The organism is Pseudomonas juntendi (genome assembly GCF_009932375.1).
GTDB classification, from domain to species: domain Bacteria; phylum Pseudomonadota; class Gammaproteobacteria; order Pseudomonadales; family Pseudomonadaceae; genus Aquipseudomonas; species Aquipseudomonas juntendi.
On sequence record NZ_BLJG01000056.1, the window covers coordinates 1 to 11,276 of the forward strand.

10 protein-coding genes are annotated in these 11,276 nt (G+C 62.2%); 2 read left to right on the forward strand and 8 right to left on the reverse strand.

The window, feature by feature from the left end; translation table 11 throughout:
* Positions 1–54: 54 nt before the first annotated feature.
* Together GYA94_RS08555 and GYA94_RS08560 are read right to left on the reverse strand one after the other, a co-directional pair.
* Positions 55–1,056: a sulfate ABC transporter substrate-binding protein gene (locus GYA94_RS08555; RefSeq protein ID WP_161892128.1), complete on the reverse strand. Its 1,002-nt coding sequence runs from the start codon at positions 1,054–1,056 to the stop codon at positions 55–57.
* A gap of 240 nt (positions 1,057–1,296) precedes the next feature.
* Positions 1,297–2,118, reverse strand: a complete 822-nt coding sequence (locus GYA94_RS08560; RefSeq protein WP_161892129.1) for an ion transporter — start codon at positions 2,116–2,118, stop codon at positions 1,297–1,299.
* Positions 2,119–2,273: 155 nt separating this feature from the next.
* Here GYA94_RS08560 and GYA94_RS08565 point away from each other — a divergent pair, with 155 nt between their 5' ends.
* Positions 2,274–2,972 carry an RHS repeat-associated core domain-containing protein gene (locus tag GYA94_RS08565; RefSeq protein WP_161892130.1) on the forward strand — a complete coding sequence of 233 codons (699 nt, stop codon included), beginning with the start codon at positions 2,274–2,276 and terminating at the stop codon, positions 2,970–2,972.
* On the opposite strand, the gene GYA94_RS08570 is transcribed toward GYA94_RS08565, so the two are convergent.
* The 6 genes from GYA94_RS08570 to gcl all read right to left on the reverse strand — a co-directional run bounded on the left by GYA94_RS08570 (position 2,948) and on the right by gcl (position 10,586).
* Positions 2,948–3,814: an urea transporter gene (locus tag GYA94_RS08570; RefSeq protein WP_161892131.1), complete on the reverse strand. Its 867-nt coding sequence runs from the start codon at positions 3,812–3,814 to the stop codon at positions 2,948–2,950. The genes GYA94_RS08565 and GYA94_RS08570 overlap by 25 nt on opposite strands.
* Before the next feature lie 185 nt (positions 3,815–3,999).
* Positions 4,000–5,415, reverse strand: coding sequence for a pyruvate kinase (gene pyk, locus GYA94_RS08575; protein ID WP_054881312.1), 1,416 nt, complete (start codon positions 5,413–5,415; stop codon positions 4,000–4,002).
* Positions 5,412–6,686 (reverse strand): glycerate kinase type-2 family protein, encoded by a 1,275-nt coding sequence (locus GYA94_RS08580; RefSeq protein WP_054881322.1) that lies wholly within the window; start codon positions 6,684–6,686, stop codon positions 5,412–5,414. Before GYA94_RS08580 ends, pyk begins: the two co-directional genes overlap by 4 nt.
* Before the next feature lie 236 nt (positions 6,687–6,922).
* A complete protein-coding gene (locus tag GYA94_RS08585) occupies positions 6,923–7,816 on the reverse strand; it encodes a 2-hydroxy-3-oxopropionate reductase (protein ID WP_054881313.1) in 894 nt (297 codons plus the stop codon).
* A 158-nt stretch (positions 7,817–7,974) separates the two neighbouring features.
* Positions 7,975–8,757: a hydroxypyruvate isomerase gene (gene hyi / locus GYA94_RS08590; RefSeq protein WP_009683944.1), complete on the reverse strand. Its 783-nt coding sequence runs from the start codon at positions 8,755–8,757 to the stop codon at positions 7,975–7,977.
* A gap of 53 nt (positions 8,758–8,810) precedes the next feature.
* A complete protein-coding gene (gene gcl, locus GYA94_RS08595; protein WP_054881315.1) occupies positions 8,811–10,586 on the reverse strand; it encodes a glyoxylate carboligase in 1,776 nt (591 codons plus the stop codon).
* A gap of 256 nt (positions 10,587–10,842) precedes the next feature.
* Between gcl and GYA94_RS08600 the strand changes: the two genes are divergently transcribed.
* On the forward strand, positions 10,843–11,276 hold a 434-nt coding region (locus tag GYA94_RS08600; protein ID WP_161892132.1), incomplete at its 3' end, for a GlcG/HbpS family heme-binding protein.

An 11,276-nucleotide genomic window follows, 5' to 3' on the forward strand; every position in this document is an offset into this window, starting at 1 on the left:
GGGCTGGCCTATTCGCGGCTTCAGTCGCGAATAGGCCAAGCCTGCCTGAATCAATTACTGCTTGTCGGTATAGATCTGGTCAAACACGCCACCGTCGTTGAAGTGGGTCTTCTGCACGGTGCGCCAGTCACCAAAGGTCTTTTCCACCGACAGGAAGTCGACTTTCGGGAAGCGGTCGGTGTACTTGGCCAGCACGGTTGCATCGCGTGGGCGCAGGTAGTTGTTGGCGGCAATCTCCTGGGCCTCTGGCGACCACAGGTACTTGAGGTATTCCTCGGCCACGGCCTGGCTGCCTTTCCTGGCCACCACCTTGTCGACCACACTCACCGGTGGCTCGGCCTCGGCCGACACGCTCGGGTAGACCACCTCGAACTGGTCGCGGCCAAACTCGCGGGCGATCATTTCGGCTTCGTTTTCGAAGGTCACCAGCACGTCGCCGATCTGGTTGGTCATGAACGTGGTGGTCGCGGCCCGGCCGCCGGTATCCAGCACCGGGGCCTGTTTGAACAGCTTGCCAACGAAGTCCTTGGCCTTGGCTTCGTCACCGCCCTGCTTGAGCACGTAGCCCCAGGCCGACAGGTACGTGTAGCGGCCATTGCCCGAGGTTTTCGGGTTGGGCACGATCACCTGCACGCCGTCCTTGAGCAGGTCGGGCCAGTCTTTCAGGGCTTTCGGGTTCCCCTTGCGCACGATGAAGACCGTGGCCGAGGTGAACGGCGCGCTGTTGTTCGGCAGGCGGGTGACCCAGTTGTCCGGCACCAGCTTGCCGTTGTCGGCCAGGGCGTTGATGTCGGTGGCCATGTTCATGGTGATCACATCGGCCGGCAGGCCATCGATCACCGCACGCGCCTGCTTGCTGGAGCCGCCGAAGGACATTTGCACGTTGACCTTCTCGTTGTGCTCGGCCTGCCAGTGTTTCTGGAAGGCTGGGTTGTAGTCCTTGTAGAAGTCGCGCATCACGTCGTAGGAAACGTTGAGCAGGGTAGGGGCGGCCTGGGCGATGTTGCCCAAGGCCAGGCCTGCGGCGAGCAGCGAGGCGGTGAAGAGTCTTTTCACGTTGCTTCCTTGTTCTTGAAGGTTTTTGGGGCAGATTGCCAGCGACTATAGCGGTTGGATTTGTGCGGGTTAAAGAACAAAAACGACTTTGGTTATTCCGCTGCCTGTACTGGCCCAATCGCCGGCAAGCCAGCTCCCACAGGGATCGCCTCAGGGCTGACAGGTATTGCACAAGGCTCAGTCCCGGTGGTGCACATTGTGGGAGCTGGCTTGCCGGCGACAGGGCCCGATCGGGCAACATCACTGTTTGGGGAATAACCCACTCCCACACCGCGAGCAGAACGCCGCGCTTTGTTCATGGGTCTTTTTCTTGCAGACCGGGCAATCATGCTGTAGCTGTTCGCCCCGCATGGCGTTGGCCAGCTCTGCGGTAAAGATCCCGGTCGGCACGGCAATGATCGAATAACCGATGATCATCACCATCGACGAAATTACCTGCCCCAAAGGCGTCTTCGGCACGATGTCGCCAAAGCCCACGGTGGTCAGGGTGACGATCGCCCAGTAGATGCCCTTGGGAATGCTGGTGAAACCGTGCTCCGGCCCTTCGATCACATACATCAGCGTGCCGAAGACCGTGACCAAGGTCGATACCGTGACCAGAAACACGATGATCTTCTGCTTGCTACCGCGCAGCGCGTCGATCAGGTAATGGGCCTGCTTGAGGTAGGGGCTGAGCTTGAGCACGCGGAAGATCCGCAGCATGCGGATGACGCGGACGATCAGCAGGTATTGGGCGTCGCTGTAGTAGAGCGCGATGATCCCCGGCACGATCGCCAGTAAATCGACCAGCCCATAGAAACTGAAGGCGTAGCGCAGCGGCTTGGGCGAGCAGTACAGGCGGGTGAGGTACTCGGCCAGGAAGATCGCGGTAAAGCCCCATTCGATACCGGCCAGCAGGCCGGCGTAGCCCTGGTGCACTTCGTCGATGCTGTCGAGGATCACCGTGACCAGGCTGGCGAGGATGATCAGTAGGAGGATCTTGTCGAAGCGCCTTCCAGCCACGGTGTCGGTCTGGAAGACCATGATGTAGAGGCGTTCCCTTAGGGATTGCGATACAGGCATGTTTATTGGCTCGTAGTACTGAAGTGGGAAGCCTAGAAGGATTGATTGCCCATCTGCAATTGGTTACCTGCGAATGCAACTGATATTTCTGTCAGTTTCCCGACCTTGTGCTTTGGGGAGAGCATGGGGGGGCAGAGGTGGCAACTGGAGCGGTCATGATCTCTTTGAAAATAAAACCCAATCAGGCTAACGCCTATTCGCCATTTGGCTACCTGGCAGGTTCGTCACCTTTGAACATATTGGCTTACGCAGGCCAAGTGTTCGATCAATATCTTTCAGGCTATCTGCTGGGACAGGGTTATCGGTGTTACGCGCCATCGCTGATGCGCTTCACGAGTCCCGACAGCATCAGTCCATTTGGTGAGGGGGGTATCAATGCGTATTCCTACTGCACTGGTGACCCTGTGAACCAGGTCGACCCATCAGGGCAGATGGGACAGAGGACGGGCTTGACGGGACATCTTTCGCGGTTCGGCTTGACTAAGAGGGATTTGAAAGCCCATTTGAAGCCGCTTGCCAAAGCAGAATACAAAGGCAAGTCTTTGCAGGTTATCAAGGTTCACAGTGAAACTTTTACAACTTTCGAATTCACCGGTAACTCACCGAGAATCGATGCACAGGTCGTGGCTCAGTCGCCACTTGCCGAACTATCGGGTGTTTACTTCAAAAAGGACGATACTCATATCCCTGCAACGTCCAGAGCCAGGGGGGGGCACTTACTGTTAAAAGGTTTCGAGAGGGTCGAGATTGTGCCACCCACCCATGCTTTCATCAACCCAGCCAGGCGGGGGGCAGTTTCAACTGCAGGAGAGAGGGCAGTGCCAAATGATTATGTCGAAGACATACGGCGTTGATACTGCTCTGCAATGTGCGCACATGTGTGCATCAGCCAGCATGCGGCGACAAAAGGCGCGGTCAGGCCGGCTACAGGCAGCAGCATGAACAGCGGTTGCAGCAGCAAGGCCAGAGCGATGGCCAGCAACGTCACCCAGGGTTTTTCGCCTTGCCTGCTGAAGGCCAGCGCCGCCAGCGCGGCGTTGAAGCCAGCCAGGCCCATCCACGCTGCTTGCGCCTGGTCTGTGAGCAGCGCCATGCCGCCCCCGATGGCCGAGCCAATTACCGCCCACATCGCCGCATAGGGTAGGGCGATGAACATGCCGACGATGATCAGCAACCCGGCCAACGGCTGGTCGAGCAGGAAGATCTGCCCTATGCCGCGGGCCAGGGCGTACACCGGTTCGGCTTCGACGAAACCGGTCATCGAGGGTTCGGCGAGCAACAGCGTGCCCCAGCCCAACAGCACGAACGGTGCGGTATAGGCAACCAGCAGCTTGCCACCGCGCTTGCGCCACTGGTGGGTGATGATGCTGGACAGGCCGCCGGCGGCGATGACCAGTGGCGGCAGGATGGCCGACCAGGGCAGCACGGCGCTGATCAGGATGCCGATCAGGACGCCGTTGTAGCAGTACAGCCCGGCCTGGCGGTCGGCACGGTCGTAGCCGCGGCGCTGGGCAGTGAGCAGGCCGGCGAGGGCGCCGAGCAGGGCGCCGCCGACCAGGTCGGGCGCAGTCAGCAGGATGGCCAGCAGGCAGCACAGGCCGCACAGGGGGTTGCGCAGCAGCAGCACCTGGCTGAAGCCGTTGAGTAACGCCGTGGCCCAGTCGGGGCACGGGTTGACGAAATGTTTGCTGTACATGGGGCAGTCAGTGAAGTGGATGGGGAGCGGTGGGCCTCTTTGGGCCTCGGTTTTCCGCGATTCTTTGCTTCACCACCGACCCTGTGAGAGCGGGCGTGCCCGCGAAAGGGCCAGCAGGGTCAACGAAGTTGCCTGGACTGACGCATTCGCGCGCACGCCCGCTCCCCCAGGGTCTATGCAGTGGCTTAGATCAGTGTTTCGATCCGCAGCGTGTTGGTCGACCCAGGTTTGCCGAACGGCACCCCGGCAGTGATCAGCAACGTGTCGCCCCGGCTGGCCATGCCTTGTGCCTGGGCAATTTCCAGGGCCGTGGAGACCACCTCATCCACCTGGCGCAGGCGGTCATTGACCACCGAGTGCACACCCCAGGCCACGCTCAGGCGCCGCGCGGTGTTCAGGTTGGGCGTAAGGTTGAGGATCGGTGCCCGTGGCCGTTCACGCGAAGCGCGCAGGGTGGAGGCGCCCGACTCGCTGTAGTTGACCAGCACCGCCACCGGGAGGATGCCGCTGATACGGCGGATCGCGCAGCTGATGGCGTCCGACACGGTGGCTTCGGCCTTGGGCCGGCCGACGTCGAGCTGCGCCTGGTAGTCCGGGCCGTTCTCGACCTGGCGGATGATCTTGCTCATCATCTGCACAGCCTCCAGCGGGTAATCCCCCGAGGCGGTTTCGGCCGACAACATCACCGCGTCGGCACCCTCGGCCACGGCGTTGGCCACGTCGGTGACTTCGGCACGGGTCGGTGCCGGCGAGAAACGCATCGATTCGAGCATCTGCGTGGCCACCACCACCGGCTTGCCCAGCTGGCGGCAGGTGCCAATGATGCGCTTCTGAATCTGCGGCACGCTTTCGGCCGGCACTTCCACGCCCAGGTCCCCGCGGGCCACCATGATGGCGTCGGCCAGTTCGGCAATGGCTTGCAGGTGCTCGACTGCCGACGGTTTTTCGATTTTGGCCATCAGGTAGGCGCGGCCGCCAATCAGCTGGCGCGCTTCAACGATGTCTTCAGGGCGCTGCACGAACGACAGGGCGACCCAGTCCACGCCCAGCTCCAGGCCGAAGGCCAGGTCGCGGCGGTCTTTTTCGGTGAGCGGCGAGAGGTCGAGCACCGCTTGCGGTACGTTGACGCCCTTGCGGTCCGACAGCTCGCCACCGTTCAGCACTTCGGTGTCGATTGCGTCGCTGTGCTTGGCGGTTACCCGCAGGCGCAGCTTGCCGTCGTCCAGCAGCAGGTCCATGCCTGGCTCCAGGGCGGCGATGATCTCGGGGTGCGGCAGGTTGACCCGGCGGTTATCGCCCGGGGTGTTGTCCAGGTCCAGGCGCAGAGCCTGGCCGCGTTGCAGCTGGACCTTGCCTTCGGCAAAGCGGCCGACCCGTAGCTTGGGCCCTTGCAGGTCCATGAGAATACCCAGGGGGTAGTTCAACTGCTGCTCGACTTCGCGGATCCACTGGTAACGCAGGGCGTGGTCGGCGTGTTCGCCGTGGCTGAAATTGAGGCGGAAGATGTTCACCCCCGCTTCGACCAGTTGGCGGATGTCGTCGATGCCTTCGATCGCCGGGCCGAGGGTGGCGAGGATCTTCACTTTTTTATCAGGCGTCATGATTGGGCAGTCTCGAGGATCAGGATGGCGCGGAAGTCGTTGACGTTGGTGCGGGTCGGCTCGGTGACGATCAGTGCGTCCAGCGCGGCGAAGTAGCCATAGCCGTTGTTGTTGTCCAGCTCATCGCTGGCCGACAGGCCCAGGGCTTCGGCGCTGGCGTAGCTGCCTGGGGTCATCAGCGCGCCGGCATTCTCTTCCGAACCGTCGATACCGTCGGTGTCACCGGCCAAGGCGTACACGCCCGGCAGCCCTTTCAGGCTTTCGGTGAGGCTGAGCAGGAACTCGGCATTGCGCCCGCCACGGCCATTGCCGCGCACGGTCACGGTGGTTTCGCCACCGGACAGGATCACGCAGGGCGCCTTCAGCGGCTGGCCGTGCAGCACGATCTGCCGGGCGATGCCGGCATGCACCTTGGCCACTTCGCGCGATTCGCCTTCCAGGTCGCCGAGGATCAGCGGGCTGAAGCCTGCCTGGCGAGCTTTGACTGCGGCGGCTTCCAGCGACTGCTGGGGCTTGGCAATCAGCTGGAAATGGCTGCGGGCCAGGGCCGGGTCGTCGGCCTTGACGGTTTCCGAGGCCGGGTTGTTGAGCCAGTCGATCACCGCTTTTGGCGCTTCGATGTTGTAGCGCTTGAGAATGGCCAGGGCATCGGCCGAGGTGCTCGGGTCGGCCACGGTGGGGCCGGAAGCGATCACCGTGGCGAGGTCGCCGGGTACATCGGAGATGGCATAGGTGTAGACCGTGGCCGGCCAGCAAGCCTTGGCCAGGCGCCCGCCCTTGATCGCCGAGAGGTGCTTGCGCACGCAGTTCATCTCGCCGATGGTGGCGCCGGATTTCAGCAGTGCCTTGTTGATCTGCTGCTTGTCGGCCAGGGTCAGGCCCTCGGCGGGCAGGGCCAGCAGGGCAGAGCCACCGCCGGAGAGCAGGAATATGACGCGGTCTTCTTCATTGAGGTTGCTGACCAGTTCCAGCACGCGCTTGGCCACAGCCAGGCCGGCGGCGTCGGGGACCGGGTGGGCGGCTTCGACCACCTCGATTTTCTGGCAGTTGGCGCCGTGGCCGTAACGGGTGACGACCAGGCCGGAGACTTCGCCCTGCCAGCTTTTCTCGACCACTTCGGCCATGGCGGCTGCGGCCTTGCCGGCGCCGATGACGATGACCCGGCCGCTACGGTCGGCGGGCAGGTAGGGTTCGAGAACTTGACGGGGGTGGGCGGCGGCGATGGCTGTGTCGAACAGGTCGCGGAGAATTTTTTGCGGATCGACCGACATGGCAGGCTCCCAATTATTGTTGTTCTGCACAATCAAAAACGCCCCTGGAACTGCCTCCGTGCAGGCCGAACCAGGGGCGGTCTCCACAGCTGCGAGCTGCGAGCTGCGAGCTGCAAGCTGCAAGCTGCAAGCTGCAAGCTGCAAGCTACAAGCAAAAGCAGATCTGCTCTCGCTTGTCGCTTGTCGCTTGTCGCTTGTCGCTTGCCACTTGCCACTTGAGGCTCACAGCTTGAAGCTTATTTCTCGTCGCGGATCGAGAAGTTGGCCATGTGCTCCAGGCCCTTGATCAGCGCCGAGTGGTCCCAGTTGCCGCCCCCCAGGGCCTGGCAGGTGTTGAACACTTGCTGGGCATTGGAGGTGTTGGGCAGGTTGATGCCCAGCTCCTTGGCGCCTTGCAGCGCCAGGTTCAGGTCCTTCTGGTGCAGGTTGATACGGAAGCCCGGGTCGAAGGTGCCCTTGATCATGCGCTCGGCATGCACCTCGAGGATTTTCGACGAGGCAAAGCCACCCATCAGCGCTTCACGCACCTTGGCCGGGTCGGCGCCGTTCTTGGCGGCGAACAGCAGCGCTTCGCTGACAGCCTGGATATTCAGGGCGACGATGATCTGATTGGCCACCTTGGCGGTCTGGCCGTCACCGTTGCCACCCACGCGGGTGATGTTCTTGCCCATGGCCTGGAACAGTGGCAGGGCGCGCTCGAAGGCGTTCGGGCAGCCGCCAACCATGATGCTCAGGGTGGCGGCCTTGGCACCTACTTCGCCACCGGACACCGGGGCGTCCAGGTAGGCGGCGCCGGTGGCCTTGATTTTTTCGGCGAAGGCTTTGGTGGCGGTAGGGGAGATCGAGCTCATGTCGATCACCACCTTGTTCGGGCCCACGCCTTCGGCCACGCCGTTGTCACCGAACAGCACGCTTTCCACTTGTGGGGTGTCCGGCACCATGACGATGATGAACTCGGCTTCCTGGGCCACTTCTTTCGGGTTGGCCAGGGCCACTGCACCGGCGGCGATCAGGTCGGCTGGCGCGGCGTCGTGGTGGGTGGAAACGAAAATGCTGTGCCCTGCTTTTTGCAGGTTCTGGGCCATGGGCTTGCCCATGATGCCGGTGCCGATGAAACCGATTTTAGCCATGAGAATATGCCTCTTTGTATTTGTGGTGTCTCAAGCTGTGGGAGCGGGCATGCCCGCGAAACAGGCGAGTCGGTGGATGGCACCGGCTATGCCGGTGTTCGCGGGCTTGCCCGCCCCCACAGGGTCTCGTGTTTCACAGGGCGCTAGCGTTCAGCCGTTCAGATTGCGTTATGGGTCTTCAGCCAGCCCAGGCCTGCTTCGGTGGTGGTCAGCGGCTTGTATTCCGCGCCCACCCAGCCCTGGTAGCCGATGCGGTCCAGGTGTTCGAACAGGAAGCGGTAATTGATCTCGCCGGTGCCTGGCTCGTTGCGGCCGGGGTTGTCGGCCAACTGGATGTGGTTGATCGACTTCAGGTTGGCTTCCATGGTCCGGGCCAGGTCACCTTCCATGATCTGCATGTGGTAGATGTCGTACTGCAGGAACAGGTTGTCGCTGCCCACCTCGGCCTGAATTTCCAGGGCCTGCTGGGTGGTATTGAGGTAGAAGCCAGGGATATCGCGGGTGTTGATCATTTCCATGACCAGGCGGATGCCGGCGGCCTGGAGTTTGTCGGCGGCATACTTGAGGTTGGCGACGAAGGTCTTGCGTACGTCGGCACACTGCAGGCCTTGTGGGCGAATACCGGCCAGGGCGTTGACCTGGGTATTGCCCAGCACCTTGGCGTATTCGATGGCCTTGTCGACCCCCGCGCGGAATTCTTCGACGCGGTCGGGGTGGCAGGTGATCCCGCGCTCGCCTTTGGCCCAGTCACCGGCTGGCAGGTTGAACAGCACCTGGGTCAGGCCGTTGGCGTCCAGCTGCTGCTTGATTTCAGCCGCGCTGTAGTCGTACGGGAAGAGGTATTCGACGCCGCTGAAGCCAGCATCGGCGGCAGCCTTGAAGCGGGCCAGGAAGTCCTGTTCGGTGAACAGCATGGACAGGTTGGCAGCGAAGCGAGGCATAGTTGTCTCCTTGCGGTGAAGGCCCCCAGGGCATGCCTGGGGGCGTCAGGCGATCAGTCCAGCATCGAGATGGCGGTTGGCGCGTCGTTGCCGACCAGCGCCAGGTCTTCGAATTCGTTGACCGCGTTGATCTCGGTGCCCATGGAAATGTTGGTGACGCGCTCGAGAATGACCTCGACCACCACCGGTACGCGGAACTCTTCGGCCATCTTCTGCGCCTTGATCAGGGCAGGGGCGATCTCGGCCGGTTCGAACACGCGCAGGGCCTTGCAGCCCAGGCCTTCGACCACGGCCACGTGGTCAACGCCGTAGGTGGCAGCGTCGGTCGAGTTGATGTTCTCGAACGCCAGTTGTACACAGTAGTCCATGTCGAAGCCACGCTGCGCCTGGCGGATCAGGCCCAGGTAGGCGTTGTTCACCAGCACATGAACGTACGGCAGGTTGAACTGTGCGCCCACCGCCAGCTCTTCGATCATGAACTGGAAGTCGTAGTCACCCGACAGCGCCACGACCTTGCGCTGCGGATCGGCCTTGACCACGCCCAGTGCCGCAGGGATGGTCCAGCCCAGCGGGCCGGCCTGGCCGCAGTTGATCCAGTGGCGTGGCTTGTACACGTGCAGGAACTGCGCGCCTGCAATCTGCGACAGGCCAATGGTGCTGACGTAGCAGGTGTCCTTGCCGAACACCTGGTTCATTTCTTCGTACACGCGCTGCGGCTTGACCGGCACATTGTCGAAGTGGGTCTTGCGCTGCAGGCTGGCCTTGCGCTGCTGGCAGTCTTCCAGCCACGCCTTGCGGCATTTCAGCTTGCCAGCGGCTTGCCATTCGCGGGCGACTTCCAGGAGTACGTCCAGCGCCTTGCCAGCGTCGGAAACGATCCCCAGGTCCGGGGTGAACACGCGGCCGATCTGGGTCGGTTCGATGTCCACGTGGACGAATTTGCGGCCCTCGGTGTAGACGTCCACGGAGCCGGTGTGGCGGTTGGCCCAGCGGTTACCGATACCGAACACCAGGTCCGACTTGAGCAGGGTGGCGTTGCCGTAGCGGTGCGACGTCTGCAGGCCGACCATGCCGACCATCTGCGCGTGGTCGTCCGGGATGGTGCCCCAGCCCATCAGGGTCGGGATTACCGGTACGCCGGTCAGTTCAGCGAACGCCACCAGCTTGTCGCTGGCGTCGGCGTTGATGATGCCGCCGCCGGCGACCAGCAGCGGGCGCTCGGCGTCATTGAGCATGGCCAGGGCTTTTTCGGCCTGCACGCGGGTGGCGGCAGGCTTGTTGATGGCCAGCGGCTCGTAGGCGTCGATGTCGAATTCGATTTCGGCCATCTGCACGTCGAACGGCAGGTCGATCAGCACCGGGCCTGGGCGGCCGGTGCGCATTTCGTAGAAGGCTTTCTGGAAGGCGTAAGGCACCTGACCTGGCTCCAGCACCGTGGTCGCCCACTTGGTCACCGGCTTGACGATGCTGGTGATATCGACAGCCTGGAAGTCTTCCTTGTGCAGGCGCGCACGCGGGGCCTGGCCAGTGATGCAGAGAATAGGAATGGAGTCGGCCGAGGCACTGTACAAGCCGGTGACCATGTCGGTGCCGGCAGGGCCGGAGGTGCCGATGCACACACCGATGTTGCCCGGGTTGGCGCGGGTGTAGCCCTCGGCCATGTGCGAGGCACCTTCGACGTGGCGAGCGAGGACGTGATCGATGCCACCGACTTTCTTCAGGGCCGAGTACAGCGGATTGATGGCAGCCCCCGGGATGCCGAACGCGGTATCTACACCTTCACGGCGCATGACCAGAACGGCTGCATCGATTGCTCTCATTTTGCTCATGGTTTGTGCCTCATTGATTTTGTAATTGTATACAACTTGCTTTGCGATAGAGTGTATTCACGCCTGGCGCTGTAGGTCAATGGGTTTTCATCGGTTGACTTGGCTTTCCTCAGAGCGCCCATGAAAACGGGAGTTTGCGTGATCGCATACGATCGTTTCAAAATATTGTATACAAAAATAATCTTCGTTGTGTTCTATTTGTTCATCGGTTTTCAACTGCCCTCAGGGCTTCTCACAACAAGAAGAGGACCTTTTCATGAACGCTTTGAACCTGAAAGTCGCCGTTGGGCTGGTAAATGCTGCGCTGGCGGCGGGTCGCAAGATCAATGCGGCGCCGCTGACCGTGGCGGTGCTGGATGCTGGCGGCCACCTGCTGGCGCTGCAGCGCGAAGATGGCGCCAGCCTGATCCGCCCGGAAGTGGCCACCGGCAAAGCCTGGGGGGCGATAGCCCTGGGCAAGGGCTCGCGCATGCTGGCGCTGGATGCGCAGCAGCGGCCGGCGTTTTTTGCCGCGCTGAACGGAATGGGTGAACGGCCGGTAGTGCCGGCGCCGGGGGGCGTGCTGATTCGTGATCAGGCGGGCAGGGTGTTGGGGGCTGTGGGGATCAGCGGGGATACGTCAGATATCGACGAGCAGTGCGCGATCAGTGCGATCGAGGAAGCCGGGTTGCAGGCGGATGCCGGGGTCGC

Coding starts and splice junctions, on each gene's coding strand:
- hyi (WP_009683944.1), bottom strand. CDS start 8,757: ATGCCTCGCTTCGCTGCCAACCTGTCCATGCTGTTCACCGAACAGGAC.
- GYA94_RS08580 (WP_054881322.1), bottom strand. CDS start 6,686: ATGTCGGTCGATCCGCAAAAAATTCTCCGCGACCTGTTCGACACAGCC.
- gcl (WP_054881315.1), bottom strand. CDS start 10,586: ATGAGCAAAATGAGAGCAATCGATGCAGCCGTTCTGGTCATGCGCCGT.
- GYA94_RS08570 (WP_161892131.1), bottom strand. CDS start 3,814: ATGTACAGCAAACATTTCGTCAACCCGTGCCCCGACTGGGCCACGGCG.
- GYA94_RS08560 (WP_161892129.1), bottom strand. CDS start 2,118: ATGCCTGTATCGCAATCCCTAAGGGAACGCCTCTACATCATGGTCTTC.
- GYA94_RS08585 (WP_054881313.1), bottom strand. CDS start 7,816: ATGGCTAAAATCGGTTTCATCGGCACCGGCATCATGGGCAAGCCCATG.
- GYA94_RS08565 (WP_161892130.1), top strand. CDS start 2,274: ATGATCTCTTTGAAAATAAAACCCAATCAGGCTAACGCCTATTCGCCA.
- pyk (WP_054881312.1), bottom strand. CDS start 5,415: ATGACGCCTGATAAAAAAGTGAAGATCCTCGCCACCCTCGGCCCGGCG.